This is a genomic window from Actinoallomurus sp. CA-142502 (assembly GCF_050936355.1).
Taxonomy (GTDB): domain Bacteria; phylum Actinomycetota; class Actinomycetes; order Streptosporangiales; family Streptosporangiaceae; genus Actinoallomurus; species Actinoallomurus iriomotensis.
The window spans coordinates 1,016,555-1,032,058 of sequence record NZ_JBNJMY010000001.1 but is presented as its reverse complement, the minus strand read 5'-3'; the positions used below and the strand labels follow the sequence as shown (position 1 = coordinate 1,032,058).

General features: G+C 72.6%; 3 protein-coding genes (1 of these 3 running past the window's edge). All 3 read right to left on the bottom strand.

All coding sequences use genetic code 11. From position 1 onward, the window contains the following. Nucleotides 1-166: 166 nt before the first annotated feature. On the bottom strand, nucleotides 167-826 hold the full coding sequence (locus ACQEV1_RS05020; protein WP_285633093.1) for a type VII secretion system-associated protein: 660 nt from the start codon (nucleotides 824-826) through the stop codon (nucleotides 167-169). Continuing rightward, nucleotides 823-978, bottom strand: a complete 156-nt coding sequence (locus ACQEV1_RS05015; RefSeq protein WP_285633096.1) for a hypothetical protein — start codon at nucleotides 976-978, stop codon at nucleotides 823-825. Before ACQEV1_RS05015 ends, ACQEV1_RS05020 begins: the two co-directional genes overlap by 4 nt. Nucleotides 979-1,146: 168 nt before the next feature. Next, on the bottom strand, nucleotides 1,147-15,504 hold the 3' end of the coding sequence (locus ACQEV1_RS05010; protein ID WP_433391736.1) for a scabin-related ADP-ribosyltransferase. It continues 62,145 nt past the right edge of the window; 14,358 of the gene's 76,503 nt are visible here — the last part of the coding sequence; its start codon lies off the right edge, out of view; the stop codon is at nucleotides 1,147-1,149.

Genomic DNA, 15,504 nt, shown 5'->3' with positions numbered 1-15,504 from the left:
TACGGCGAAAGGCGGCCCTCAGTAAGACATACGAACCCGACAGTGTTCGGGTTCAAGACCGATCTACTCCGTTTTCGCCCGGATGTCACCGGCCTTGCCCGATTCTGCCCGGATCTTTTCTCATCCGCCGCAGAGGTGTCCCCCAACCGTGCCCGGTTGCCCGAAGTCACCCGCCGACGGCGGAGGGGCGGAGCGAGGTGACGCCGTCCAGTGCGTCACGGAGCACGGTGGTGTCCACGGTCATGCTCACCGGGGCCGAGGGGTTGAGGTAGATGACGTGGCCGGAGGGTACCCGGTCGGCCAGGTCCCGCACGCTCATCAGCTCGTACGCCAGCCGGCCCGCGGCGTGCAGGTAGCCCGGCGAGGTGAAGACGGGGACCACGGGAGTGGTGCCGTCCGGGGCGGTGGCCGACAGCAGGTCGCCCTGCGGCGTGACGAAGACCGCCGCCTCCGGCAGCGCCGCCAGCGCCTCGGTCACGGCCTCGCCGGGACCGTAGCCCGTGGCGGCGAGCTGCACCGCCGCGTCGACCTCATCGGCCGGCTCCGGCCAGCCGAGCGCCGACGGCGACGGCCGGTACTCCTCGTTGTCGCGCCACTCGACGATCTCGCCCTCCGGGCTGGACCGCCACTGCCCGACCAGCGCCCATGACGGCGGGGCGCCCTCTCCGGTCCAGGTGGGGTCGACCATGCCCAGCCAGTGGTCGGGAGCGAGCCGGGCGGCCTCCCGGATCGAGTCCGGGATGGGGGGCATCGCCCTGTCCGCGCCTTCGACCGGCTCGTCCCCATCGTCGATCGGCTCGCGGGCGTCGCCCTGATCGGCAGTCACTGTGCCCTCAATTCATGTCCGGCCGGCTCGGCGGCGGATCGACGCGGGCGGGTGTAACGTTCCAAACCTGCCGCCGCATCGACGCGCGATTCAGCAACAACCATTTTTGTTTCGTATCCAGAACCACTTTTGTCAAATATGACGACGCTCATCTATGGCGATGATACCGACTCCATCGGATGAGCCGGTGACCTCCGCTTTCGCTCAGATGATCACCCAGAAGCTACCAATGGGAGCATTGACCGTCGAGCCCGCGTCAGCCGAATTTTCTCGATCGTCATTGTTATTTCACATGCCGCTAACGCCCGGCTCCGGATACTTCATCCGTTGTCGGTCTCGGCGCCGACGCCCGGCCCACCGGAGATCCAGGTGGTTTCGTCCCCGTCCAGGCCCGGATGCGTCTGCAACACCGGCAGGTGCACGCGGCGGCGGGTCAGCTCGCCGACACGGGAGACGAAGGCGAGGGCGGCTCGGCGGTCCGTGACCGCGCCGACCTGCCGCGGCCACACCACGATGTCGAAGAACCCGTCCAGCCACGCACCGACCAGACCGGCGAACTCCTCACCCTCCATCGGCCGGCCGCCCGCGCCGTGCGCGGCCGCGACGGGCCGCCCCGGCCGGCCGTCGGAGAACCAGTGGAAGACGGCGGCACCGGACCCGGCGGGCAGCGGGCGGGCGACCGGCACGACTCCGCCCTCGGCGCCGGCGTGCCAAGCCGGGTACGACGTCGGCGAACCCCCGCCGGACGGCACCGTATTCGCCGGATATGACGCCAGGCCCTGGAACCGCCCGTCCCGGTCGCGGACCTGACGCAGCACGATGTCGTCGTGCCAGCCCGGGTGTTCGGCGTCGTGGCGGCGGGGCCGGCCGAACAGGTCGGGCAGCGACTCCTCCAGGCCGCCGGCCAGCCGGTACCCCCCCGTGGGGTTCTCCTCCAGCGGGAGCATCCCGTACAGGCCGCGCGGCGCGCGCACCCGCAGGGTGCCGTGGTGTCCGCGCATGACGAGGTCGAGGGTGAACCGGTAGTGCCGGTACCGGCGCGTGGCCTCCTTGTTCCTCTCGTCGGTGCCGCCCAGCTCGCCGGACAGCTCCTCCGAGTGTTCGCGGCCGTACTCGAACCCGCCGATCCCCAGCGACCGGGCGGTGCCCATCTCGCCGCCGGCCTCGGGACCGAGGGAGAGGTTGAACCCGCCGGAGTGCTCGGAGGTGTCCTTGTCCGCCTCCGACTCCTGTGTGTAGTTCCGGCCCTTGAAGTTCGTGCCGTCGACCGGGCCGATGACCTCGGCCGCGACGATCTCCGCACCGACGATCGTCTTCCGGCCGCCGACCGGCACCTCGTACACGTCGCGCAGCACGTCCTTGATGTCCGGCCGGATGGTGTTCCGCGCGGTGAAGTGCAGGTACCGCAGCCCCGCCCAGGTGGTGAAGTCGAGTCCCGGGACCCGCCAGGCGCCCGGGGCGTTCAGGTCCTTCGGACGGCCGTACGGGGAGGAGGGCAGCCCGGCCCACCGCTCCACCGCGTCCGCGAACGGCACTCCCCATGGGTGCAGGTTCTCGATGAGCGTGTCGACCGCCGCCTGGTCGCGCCCGTCCCAGAGCGGACGGCCGTCCCAGACCGGGTTCCTCCCGAGGACGGGCTCGAGTCCACCGGGAGGCGCGTCGAGGAGCGCGATGTGGTCCGGCACCAGCAGGCGGACGCGACCCGTCACGCCGCCGGGGCCCGGTTCGTCGACGTGGTGCCGGAGGAAGATCCCGTGGGCGTACCAGAGCCGGCCGGGCCACCGGGCGTGCGTGAGCCGGCCCAGGCCCACGAAGGCGAGCCGCATGCCACGGGCCGGTACGTTGAGGACCTCCGGCAGCTCACCGCTCAGCCCGAGCTCGATCCGGAACGCCAGCCGGTGCCGGTACTCCTGAGACCCCTCCCGCGTGCCGGCGCGATAGATCTCCAGCGTCTTCTCGGACTTCTCGGCGCCCCGCGCGGAGGACCGGTGGAACTCCCCGCTCGCCTCGATCCCTCCGTGGTCGCCCTCGTGTCCTTCCTTCCCGGCGCGGGTCCGCAGGTTGGCACCGGCCCCGTACCCGAAGCCCGACGACTTCGTCCTGGTCTTCTTCTCCTGCCCCTCGTCCCGCAGTGTCAGCTTCACCTCGGGCCGCGGCAGTTGCTCGTCGGCGACGGCGACACTGGCGGTGACCCGGACGAACACGTAGCGGACGGCGCCGAACGCGCGCGGCAGCGGGATCCAGCGGACCACCCCCGAACCGGTGAGCGCGACGAACTGGTTGCGCAACGCGTCGGAGGAGTACGCCGCCTCCAGTTCCCGCTTCAGCAGGTTCGGGCGGTCCTGCGGCGGTCCCGGACGCAGCACCCCCTCGTCGCGCAGCCACGCCTCGATCCGGGGCAGCACGTTCTCGGCGTCCATCGTCTCCGGATACGACATCTCCGGCAGCAGGGCGGGCGGCACGTGCCGCGTCGGGCGCCGTGGGACGGGCGGCGTCGCCCCGGGCGCGGTCAGCCCGAGGTCGAAGATCCGCCGCTCGGGGATGACGACGTCGAGCGCGTCCGTCGCGTGCAGGTAACGCGACCGCCAGCTGATCGACTTGCCCTTCCAGCGGATCAGGGTCACCTCGAAGACCGGATCCATCCGGTAGGTGTGGGTTCGCCCGCCGTAGGTGGCCCGGGTGATGTCCACCGGGCCCTTCTCCCGTGCGCGCTCGCGCTTCCACTCCCAGCGCGCCTCGGCATGCCCGGTGAGCTGGATCCGCCCGCCGGGCCCGGTGTTCTCCGCGCTCTCCGGCGAGTGGTCGCTCCACCCTCCGTCCTCCGGGCTCAGTGAATGGGGGTCCTCGGCCTCGCCGCCCAGACGGAACTGCGGTCCGGCGGAGAACGTCGGCCCGGCCTCCCACTTGTGCTTGGTCTCGTCCTTGTAGGCGGCGTTGCCCTGGGCGTACTGCTCGATCTCGGTGTCGTCGCCGGAGTAGAGATGGCGTGGCCGGTAACCGCGCAACCGGATGCGCAACGCCTGTTTGCGGCCGTCCTTGCCGCGCGGCAGAGCGACGTACCGCCCGGTCCGGCTCGTCAGGGACGCGAAGTGGGCGGTGAGCCCGCTCGGACGCGTCGCGTTCTTGATCGCCTCCGGCCATGCGCCGGAGTCGTCCAGCCAGGCGTCGGTGAGGTCGTTCGCCTCGGCGTACATGCGCGCGGCCAGCCGCCACAGCTCGGGCAGGACGAAGAACGCCGGGTACAGGCCCGAGACCCCGCGCGTGAGGCCGGCGTCCGGACGCCGCGGCCACCGCCAGGACTCGGAGGTCCGCCGTGCCCCCGCGATCTGCTCCGGCGTGGGCGGTATCGCGAGCCGGTGCTCCTCGGGGAGGACGATCCGGGCGGTGACGTCCCCGCGCTCGTCGATCCACCAGACGTCGGCCTGCCCGCCGGGCGACCGCACCGACAACCCGTAGATCACGTTGCACGGGTGCTCGTGCACCTGGCCGGTCGTCTCCGTACGGCGGTAGGACTTGACGCCCCCGGTGAGCTGGCGCTTGGGAGAGTAGGAGTACCCGCCGTGCACGCCGGCGGCGCCGAGCGCGAACCGCAGCCAGTTGAACGCCGTGACCCGTGCCCCGATCCCGGCCCCCAGCCGGATTCCCAGCTCGGTCGCCCGGTGCCCGTTCGACGACGCGGCCGCCAGCGCCCGCAGGTTGACGGTCAGGGAGTAGGGGGCGCCGGCGCGGTTCAGCCGCTCCATCAGGTACGCGCGGGCGGCCAGCCGGTACTCCCGGCCGCCGACCCGGATGGTGCGTTCGATCCCGGCCATCGTGGTCGACAGGTCCGCCTCCAGGGCGGGCCTGCTGTACCAGGCGGCCAGTTGCAGATCCGCCTCCGACCAGTCGGCCTTCGCACCCTTCGAGACGGCGTTGTGTCTCCGCAGCATGACCGCCCGGAGCTGTTCGTGCACGAGTTCCGCACCGGGCAGCGTGGCCCCGGTGCCGAACCCGAGGCCCCGGCGCGCGGCGAGGGCGAGCGGCTCTCCGTGGGCGGCGTCCACCGGCATCGCGCGGTCGAGGCGCGCCGGGCGGCGGTACGCCTCCTTGGGCACCACGCCGCGCGGGGTCCGCAGCAACGCGTACACCCGGAGCTGCGCGGCCCCGTCCTCCGCCGGCCGCGCGGAGCCGGTCAGCCGGCGTTCGAAGTCGGCCGCCTCGCTCTTGGGCACCCCGACCTCCGACTCGACCACGGTGGAGACGTCCGGGATGTCGTGCGTGGTCGAGCGGATCTCCACGTTCACTCGCAGCCCCGACCGGTAACGGGCCTGCGTCATCTTCCGGTTGAGGACGGTGTGGCCGAGGGTCTGCTCGGCCATCCCGTGCCCCGCGGCACGCGAGAACGCGAGCGTGAGCGCCGGCCCGTGCACGAATCCCGTGCCGGAATCGTCGTGGTGCTCGGAGGCGGTGAGTCCGGCCACGTTGAGGCCGAGGCCCAGGGAGGTCCCGCTGTCCTTGCCGCGTCCCGGCTTGTCCGTCAGGCCGCTGCCGGTGTCCTCGCGTACGGTCACCTCGCCGTCGCCGAAGTACTGGAGGGTCTCGAGGTCCGCCCGGACCAGGAAGTGTCCCTCGAAGGACTTCAGGTGCCCCGTCGGCACCCGCACCTTCTTCGTCGGAACGCCGCTGCCGAGCAGCAGGCGATCGCGGTTGCGCGCCGACTTCTCGGTCAGGTGCTCCATGACCTCGCCCATCGCGGTCAGCACGGACTCGGCCGGCAGGCCGGCGCCGAGCAGACGCCCCTGCAACTCCGCCACCACCGGGATCAGGTCGACCGCGTTGAGGGACTCCGCGGACTGTGAGGGCCGCCGTCCCGTCCGCCCCCCGCCGACGGTCCGCACCGTCGTCTCCGGCCGCGGCGCGCCCGGCGCGGTGAGCTCGTCCGGCAGGTCGAGGTCGAACCGGGCCGGGAGCACGGCGTCGTTCGGGCGCTCCCTTCCGTCCACGAACACGCGCACCGCCATGCCGCCGCGGAAGCGCGCGTACCCACCCACGAAGAGCTTGCGCCCTGCGATGACCTGAACCTCCCACTCCTCCTCCCGCTTGTCCGCCGAGCTCATGCCCAGCGACGGCAGACCGGGGATGAGCGTCGAGGCCGCCCGCAGGCCGAGCGAGAAGAACGTGAGCAGTGTGCCGTCGAAACCGGCCGAGACCTCCCGCGCCCTCTTGCCCCCGGCCGCCAGCGACGCGAACGACACGTTGTACTCGCGGACCGTGCCGGGCTGCTGCGTGCCCACCCGCACGTCCCGTGGTACGGGCCGGAGCCACACGAGACGGCCACCGGCGGTGAACAGGCGTCCCCGCTGGAAGAGCTCGTCCCACTCGGCCGGGTCGTCGCTCCGGAGCATCGCCCGCAGCTCGCGCTGGATGCCGCCGCTCAGCTCCGGGCCGTCGTCCGTGTGCCGGGAACCGCTCGCGACATGGTGTGCCCAGAGCTGGACCTGGTCCTCGGTCCACGAGTCCACGCCACGCACCGACGCCTCGCCGAGCGCGTCGAAGTCCAGGTACCACGGGCTCCGCCGTTCGGCCCGTTCCGGCTCCTTGCCCTTGGCCGGTTCCGATTCGGGGGAACGCGTGCCCTCCGGGCCTGGGGCGGTCGTCAGGGCACCGCCCTCCTCGTCCGCCCACCGCACCTGCTTCTTCGCCGGCACGGCGAGAGCCGCGGGCCCGTTGCGGAGCTCCGGTCCGGGCAGGACCGGCTGCTCGTCCCCGGCGGGCACGGCCTCGCTGAGGACGATGCGCACGCCCAGGCGCCGGGCGGCCGCGTCCAGGGCCGCGGTGATCTCCGCCCACGTCTCCGCGGTCGCCGGCTCGGTCTCCATCGCCAGCCGGAACCGCTGGACGCGGTCGAGACCCAGCGACGCGACGGGGAGCCGATCGTTCTGGAGGACCGCCTGCGCCCGCTGCCCGGCCGTCAGCCGGACGCCGACGCGCTCGAGGTCCTTGATCCGCGCCTGTGCCGCCTCGTCGGCGAGCGGCGCGGACACGGGCAGGTCGTCCTCTGTCAGACCGGCGAAGAACCGGTCGGCCGGGGTGGCGCCCTCAGCCGGGGACTCGTCGCCCTCCGGCAGGAGCGACGCGTTCGCGTTGAGGGCCCGCGCCAGCGCGCCGCCGAACGTCTCGCCCTCACGCGGCAGGACCGGCAACTCGACGAGCACGCCGGCCGGCTGCGACGACGTCGCAGGGCGGGGCGACACAGAGGACCAGCCGGTCTCGCCCCCCTCCGGATCGGCGTACGTGTGGGCGCTCGCCTTCCCCGTCGCCGGGTCCAGGTCGAAGGCGGTCTCCCACTCGGGCACGTGGGCGCGGCGACCGGTCAGCTCGCTGACGCGGGTGGCGAGCGCGAGCGTGGCGGCACGGTCGACGGCGGACTCGGTCTGGCAGGACCACACCACGATGTCGGTGAATCCGCCCAACCGGCTCTCGATGAGCTCGACGAGCTCATCGGCCTCCATCGAGCGGGTGCCCTCGTCGCGGGTGGCGGCGGTGAACCGGCCGGCCGTGCCGTGCGAGAACCAGTGGAAGGTCTTCTCGCCGAACGGCATCTTCCGCTTGACCGGCGCCATGTCGCCCGTGGCGTCGGCATGCCACGCCGTGTAGGTGGTCAGAGACGACACGTGGGGCAGCGCGGGAGCGCGCGCGGCCAGGTCCTTCGGCCCGTATGAGGCGAGCCCCTGGAACCGCCCGTTCTCGTCCCGGACCTCGTGCAGCACGATGTCGGCGTGCCATCCCGGCGTGCTCGGCTCAGGGGCGAGCCGAGGAGTGAGCGATGAGGGAGGCCCGGCCGGCGGGTCGGTGTGGACCGGCTCGTCGGTGGACGTGGTCCGCACGGGTTCGGGCGGCGGCGGGCCGTCCGGAGCCGGGATGTTCTGCTCGCCGGCGGGCGTGGCCCGGTGGGGCCGCCAGTGGACCGCCGGGCTCGGGTACATCGTGCCGGGTTCGTCGTCGAGGCGCGTGCCGCGCAGCTGGGGGATGATCTGCCTGGTCAGCACCTCATCCAGGGATGCGCCGTACGCGATCGGCTCGCCGCCGTCGGCCGGCACGAGGAGCCAACGGCCGGTGGTGAGGTCGTGGTCCTGCCGGATGTCATCGGTGGTGATCAGCAGGTCGCGTCCGGTTCGCCGCGCGATGCCGGCGGCGAACGCCACGTCGAGGCCGCCCATGACCAGCACGACGGGTCGGTCGCCGAGGTCGTCGAAGCCGGCGAGGCGTGCTGCGAAATCGGCCTCGCCCAGATACTCCGTGACGAATGCCGGGCGGCCCGTGGTCTCGTCGTGGCGCATCGCGCTCAGGACCACCTGCCGGCCGGCCGGGTCGTAGTGTCCGGCGAGCATGGCCCAGTCGCCGTACCGGGGCATGCCGAGAGCCGCGCGCAGCCGGTTCAGCTCCTCGGCGGCGGCCGGGCTGCCGTGCGGCGGAGCGGCGGCCGGGACGTGCGGGAGGTAGCGGCGGCCGTCCAGGCCCGGGATCCCCTCCGAGCCGAACAGCATCCGCTGGGCCAGCGCGGTCTCCGGGTCCAGCAGGAGTTCGATCGTGTGGTCCATGGCGTACCAGAGCTGGGACTCGCCGGCCCCGTAGGAGATGTCGCGGCGTTCGTTGGCTCCGCTGATCCGCGGTCCGGCCAGTACACCGGCGTCCACGCGCAGGTAGTGCACGTGACGCCGGAAGACGATCGGCCGGACGAGCCGTTCGCCGGCGGTGCCGCCCTGGTCGTGGCTCTGCCCGAGGGAGACGGAGGGCTCGACGGGCACCACCGGGTTCCCGCCCGGCGGGGCCAGCGCCGGGCCACTGTCCAGCGACGCGTTGAGCGTCGTGCCGGCGGCGTCCATCAGGTCGTTCTCGGCCATGTGGAGCGACTCGGAGGTCAGCCGGCCGTCGACCCAGCCGAGGGGCTCCGGGTCGTAGAAGCGGGTCTGGATGAACGCCTCGCCGCGCGCGTCCGTGGCCGGTCCGTCCTCGCGCACGAGTGAGGGGAACGTGTGGCCGCCGTCGAGTGTCAGGTGGAAGCTCGTGATGAACTGGTGCCGGCTCAGCAGCCCCGCGTAGGCCTCCCACGGGATGCCGGTGGCGGTCATCAGGCTCCGCACCACGGCGGGCACGGAGCGGTCGGCGTCCGTGCCGGAGAAGACCGCGATCGACAGGTCGAACAGGACGCGCAGCGCGAACGGGTCGATCCCGGCCGGGACGACGCCCCGGCGCAGGATGTCCGCCCGCCCGACCGGGAAGAGCGTCCGTCCGGCGTCGGTCAGCACCTGCTCGGGCGTTGCCGCTGGGGCCAGCCGTCGCACCCGCTCGGCCACCGGCGCGAGGTCCCGCGGCCGGCCGGGCACCATCGACGCTGGGAACTGAGCCCGTTCGACGATGTCCACCGAGTCGGTGGCGGCGACCGGCACGGGCTTGTTGGGATCGACGATGAGCGCGAGCCCGTGGTCCGCCAGGCCGAACGTGAGCACCTGGAGCGTCTTGGACGCGGTGTAGCTGCGGTAGACGGTCGCGGTGATCCGCAGCCGGCCGGTGTAGGCGTGCGTGTCGCCGAGGATCGTCAGTACGTCGCGGGTACGGAAGATCTCGCCCTTCGCGGTCGTCATCTGCTCGTAGTGGTCGCCCTCGGCCGTGCCTTCGAGGTACGTGCCGCTGACCGTCTCGCTGACGGCGGGCATCCGGGCCGTGCCGGCGTTCGCGCCCACGCTGTGCGCCGAGGTCGTCCCGCGTCTGGTGACCCGGCGTTGGGTGTTGAGCCGGTACAGGGCGAAGTTGCGGGCGCGGGTGTCCTCGTAGGTGTAGTCCGCCGGCTCGTCTTCTTCTGGGGAGTCGTCTTTTCGTTCTTCCACACGCAGGACGAGCGTGACCTGTTCGCTGGCGCCGGCCAGCGAACGGGCCAGGTGGAGGATCAGACCGGGGCCCATGAGGGTGTCGCGGTGCCCGATCAGGGCGTTGTGCTCCAAGATCGTGTGCAGCGTGGTCGGCATTCCCGAGCGCACCGTCTTGAGCTTGCCGCCCACGATGTGCCACTGCCGGTACAGCAGTTGTTCGTCGACGTTCCGAAGGACGCCCCGCACCATGGCCAGCACGGGGTTGAGCCCGCCGGGCGTGTACCGCAGCTCCGGCCACTCCAGGCGGTCCGAGGTGGTCACCAGCGGCAGCCGGTCCAGGCGCAGGTGCTCCGCGACGCCGGCGGGACGCTCGACGTACGGCTGGGGCGCCGGCCGCAGCACAAGGAGGCCGCCGACGACGAGCACCTGCATCCGGTCGTGCGACACCGACCAGGTGCCGAGGGCGTTGGCGCTCCAGCTCTTCACCGTGACGTCCCAGAGCATCGTCCCGCGGTGCGGGCGGTACTCGCGGTTCTCCTGGGTGAGCCAGCGGCCGGACAGCACCTCGTACGAGTCGAACTTCGTGTCGGTGACGTTGCGGAACGTCCAGCTCCCGTACGGTCCTCCGTCTTCCAGCTCACCGGCCAGGTCGGCACTGCCCGACACGGTGTGGGCGGTGGACCGGCGGCCGACGAAGATCATCGCCGGCTCGGAGTCGGTGATGTCGGTCTCCCACATCTCGGCCCCGCCGACCTGGGGGCGCAGCCGGAGCGCCTGTCCGCGCAGTGAGATCACCGCGTGCCGGTCGCCGACGTCGTCGCCGTGCACGACCCCGGACGCCTGGACGACCGGGCCGCCCCACATCATCCGGCCGATGATCTGGTCCTCATTGACCGTGACGTCGAGTGTGTCGCTGTAGGTCTCGGGCGGGATCCCGGCGGCCTCGAGCAGTTTTGCGGCCACCTGCCACAGGTCCTCGATGCCGAGGACCTCCAGCGGCTGGTCGTCGGGGCGCAGCCGTTCGGGCTGTCCGGCGGCCCAGGCCCACAGGTCCTCGAACGTCATCGGCGCGACGGGCGGCCGCCGTACGAGGGCCCGGCCCAGGTCGGCGCTCGGCGAGCGGGGGATGGAGTGGCCGACGGTCAGCGGGCTGAGGCCCTCCGCGACCGCATAGCGGATGAGGCCGGCCCAGTCGTCGTGGCGGCGGATCGTACGCGTCGGAAGGCCGAGCTCGGACGTGTTCGTGAGGAGGCCGGCGGCCTGTCGGACGGCGCCACCGGCGAGCCCGCCGACCGTGCCGCCCGAGGCGACGTCCGGCTCGAAGGTCAGCTCGACGTCGACGTGGTACCGGGTGCCGAACAGGAAGACACGGGCCGGCCCCTCGTAGACGAAACCCAGCGAGGACCACGCGCCGGAGCGCGCGGTCAGCATCGCCGTCCGGGAACGGCTGTAGTTGAACTGCGCCGGCAAGTTCAGCCTGCGCAGGACGCTGTGCAGCGGGCCCAGGCGCAGGTGGCCTCCGCCGCGGTAGCCGAGCTTGTCCGCCACCTGCTCGCTCGCGCCCAGGTCGCTGTAGGAGATCGGGTAGTGGTCGATGCGGTACCAGGCCAGCCGGCCGCCGGTCCAGTCCTCGCCCTGCCGCGACCGCACCCACACCTTCAGCCGCAGCCGGCCGCCCACCGCCTGGTAGAGCCGGGTGAACGACATCCGATGGCTGATGAGCCGGCTGGAGTACGCCAGGGCGGTGGTCACCGAGAAGCGCTGGCCGATAGCGCGTTCGAGCCGATGCCGCTGCCGCCGCGTCAGGGCCGGGGCGAGGGTCGCCAGGCGCGGGTCGCCGAACGCCTGGTCGATCAGGTCCATCGCCCGGGGTACCACCTGTTCGAACCCGCCGAGCATGTCGGGGACGGACGGCCCGCGGCTGCGGCCCTTCAGGATGCCGAGCGGCGGCATGCGGTCGGTGAGGTTCTCACCGTCGGCCGGCACGATCATCCGGCCGTCGGCCCCGAGCCGGTACAGGGCCAGACCTTCGAGCACGTCGTTCAGCTCGCGCTCGAACCGGTCCGCCTCCCGCTCCGGCACCTCCACGTAGGTGGTCATCGCGAACCGTACGGGCCGCTCGGCCTCCGGCCGTGAGGACCTGACGTCGACGTCGAGAGTCGTCGTGAGCCGGTAGACCCTTCGCATGGAGGGGTAGGCGCCGTAGCGCCAGTCGCCGGCGCCCATCGACGCCGCGAGGCTCCGGGTGACCGAGCCGGAGGCTCCGACGGAACCCGTCGGACCGATCTGCACCGGTACGCCCCGGATGGTGAAGGTCGGCGGTGACGCGTTGAGGGCCAGGCCCGACGCCACGCCGCCGTTCATCGAGCTCGACTCGCCCGACCAGAACAGGTGCCGCGCGTCCTGCTGGCCGTAAGTTTCGACGGAGTCGACCTGCTGGAACGCCGTCATCAGGCCTCGCAGGCGGAAGGCCGCCCAGTCCTCGGTGTCCTGGTTCAACCGGAACTCATCCGACAGGTAGCCGTGGCCCAGGACGTCCTTGTGCACCCGGAACAGCGCGGACTCGGTGAACAGGTCCGACACCGCCTCCTTGAAGGCGGCGCCGGCGTCGGGGAAGCGGCGCGTGATCCGCCGGCCGGCGGCCTCCGGCCCAAGGTCCACGACCATCGACTCGATGATCGTGCCCGCCCGCCAGAGCACGCTGTGGAACTCCTCGGCCATCGCCTCGGTGTGCTCGTCGGGCAGCGCGCGCACCGGGCCGAACGGCGTAGGCGCTGCCCCGTCCACCGGCGGCGACTCGTCCTCGGCGAAGGCCAGGAGCACGTCGGCCGGGCGGACGACGGTCTGCTCACCGTCCGCGCCGGCGAACGTCACGGACCAGTGGCTACCGGCCGCCGGGTCGTCATGGTTCGCGGGCACCTCGAAGTAGGCGTACTGGCTGTGCCAGATCTGCTGGACCGTCTGGATGACCGCGCCCTCGTACGCGCCGAAGCCCCGCGAGCCCTGCCCCGTGACCGTGGGCATGACGCCGATGTTCGGCAGGATCTTCCAGCCCGTCGCGATGGAGATCGGACCGTCGCCCAGCGACTCGGGCGCGATCGAGCGGTTGTCGGTGAAGTCGGTGAACGTGGACGGCGTGAGAACCTGCGGCAGGTCCAGCGCCTGGGACGGGTGCGCGCCGATCTGGACCGACTGCACCTCCTCCGGACGGCGGTAGCGCGCGCCGCGCTCGCCGGTCAGGGGCCCGAGGACCAGCCGTACCGTGACCGGACCGTTCGGCGTCCGCACCCGCAGCCCGGTCGGTGCGGCCAGCCGGCGGCCCGCCTCCTGGCTGCCCAGACGCGCGAACGCGGCGACGACACCGTCCTCGACCGGCCGCCGCAGGTTCGCGGGCAGCGGCTCCGCGATCGACGCGGCCAGCCGCCTGTCCTCGCCCAACCGCACGTCACCGACCCGGGAGACGTGTCCCCATTCGCCCCATGGCAGGGATCGGCGGAGCCCACGGCCGGCGTTCTCCTCCGCCGCGTACCGGATCCGTCCGGGCAGCCGCCGGGCGGGCCGTCGGGGCGCGGCCTCGGTGCCCGTTTCGGCGTGAGCCGCGGGGTCGGCGGGCGGTGCCGGGTCCGGCGTCCTCGCGAGCGCGGCCTCGGACCGGATCGCCAGCAGTTCGTGCACGGCCACCGGGCCGATGTCCTGTTCCCGGCTTCCCAACCTCCGGCGGAATGCCTCGGCGACGTCCGCGTCCAGGGAGGAGTCGGCCAGGCCGGTCCTGATCTGCTCTTCGAGGCTGTGTACGGCAGCGGTGTGGATCTCGTCGATCCGCCGCTCCACCTCCCGCAGGGCGTCGCGGAGCCGCTCGACGCGGGCGCGCTGGTTCGGCCGCCACGGAGCGTCGGCGAGCGCGCGCAGCGCTTCCAGCCGCTGGTCGAGCGCGGCGCGGAGGGGGGTGGCCGCCTCCGCGCCGAGCACCGAGAACGACGGCTCGACCTGGGCCGCGGCCAGGAGAGCCTCGCTCAGCACGGCCATGGCCTCCGAAAGCGACACCCCGGCGGCGGTCTCCCAGGCCGTACGGAGCCCGGCGACCGTCAGCGGCGCCGAGCCGAACTCCTCCAGCACCAGGGCGGCGGCCATCCGCACGTCGTCGAGTGCCGGGTACTCATCCGGCGCGTAGCCGCCGAACGAGTGAACCAGCTCGCGCAGGTCGCCGAGCCTTACCTCGTCCCCGGGCTCCCGGCCGGGCCGTCCCAGGACGGTGGAGAGCGTGGTCGCGTCCGACCGCATGGCGTCGGCGAGCCGCCGGGCGTTCCTCAGCTGGTCGAAGGTGAAACCGGACCCGTGCACGTCGAACGCGAGCCTGGCCGCCGAGAGGAGCCCGGGCAGATCCGCGGGCAGCACCGCGCTCATCGCGTCGGTGACCAGGCCCGGCGCCCAGCCGCGGTTCACCCGGTGGGCGAGGGCGGCCCAGTCCGGCCGGGCGTCCGGCTCCTGCTCCGTCCCGGCCAGCCGCCGCAGCTCGCCCATCGCGGCGGCGTGCGCCGGGGTGAACCCGTAGGTCACCGGAAGCCGAAACTCGGTGCGGGCCCTGGCGTGTGCCTCGGCGACCTCCCCGCGTGGCGGTGGGGCGAGCGGTCCCTCGGTCGCGCGCGTGCCCGGGGCGGCGGGCCCGGGATGTGTCGCCTCCTCGTCCGCCGGACCCACGATCGTCTCCGCCGCGGGGTCGGCGGAGTACTCTCGCGCCCCTGCTCCCGCCGCCGCCGTCGTCTCGGGCGCGAGATCGACGCCTGAGCGGGGCAACGGGTGGTCGAGCAGGACCGCCGTCGCGTCGGCGACGGCCTCCAGAATCCGCAGGTAGCGGGCGGGCAGAGGCTGCACCGGGTCGAACGCGCCGCCGGCCATGATCCCGTCGGCCTTGACCGCCGACGAGGCCGCCCTGCCCCGGAGCAGCGACCGCCGATCCGGGTACTCGTCGAGCAGGCCGAAGTAGTGCAGCACCTCGTGCACCAGGGCGTAGATGTAGTCGTCCAGCCCCCAGTGCCGGGTGTCCAGCTCGGAGTCGGGGCCGTGCTCCGTCGTGCCCGGCCGTATCTCCACGGCTTTGCGATACTCCGGGGCGTGGACCAGTTTCACCGCCAGGTGCAACTGATCCTTGTGGACCGGCAGTTCGTAGCCACGGTTGACGTAGGCGTCGAACGCCTCGTTCAGCCGGGTCTCCAGGGCCTGGACGTCCTCCCAGGCGACCCCGGGCATCGGCCTCACCGGAAGCACGGCGACCTGGTAGCGGACCCACTGGTCGTCGGTCACCTGGATCCGCTGCACGTTGAAGCGGATGTCGGCGTCCCAGCGCTCGTCCTCGGGACTCCTCGCGGTGGTGAAGCCGACCTTGGGCTCGGAACGCTGCGTCACCACCGGCACCACGGGCGCGTCCGCCCGGCGATCGAACCACTGCTCCTTCGTCACCGGCGTGGCGACCAGCCGGCCCGGCTCGGCCACCGGGACCGGAGCGTCATCGGGGCCGGCCGGCCACAGTGCCGGCGCCGCGACCTCCCGGGGAGTGAATGGGGCCTGGGCGTACCGGTTCTCGCCCGCCGGCGCCCCGACGATCAGCCCCGCCGCTCGCTCGCGGGCGATGATCTGTGCGATCGCCCGGCCGCGTATCCGCAGCGGCTGCCTGGCCAGGTGGCCGGGTAGGCCGTCGTGGATCCGCACCAGCGTCTCGGAGTCCAGCGAGACCGGTTGCCCGTCACGGATCAGCCGGCGAAGCCCCTCCTTCGCCTCGAACATCAGCATCCGGTGGTCGAACGAGGACGGGTCCAGGCTTCCACCGGGATC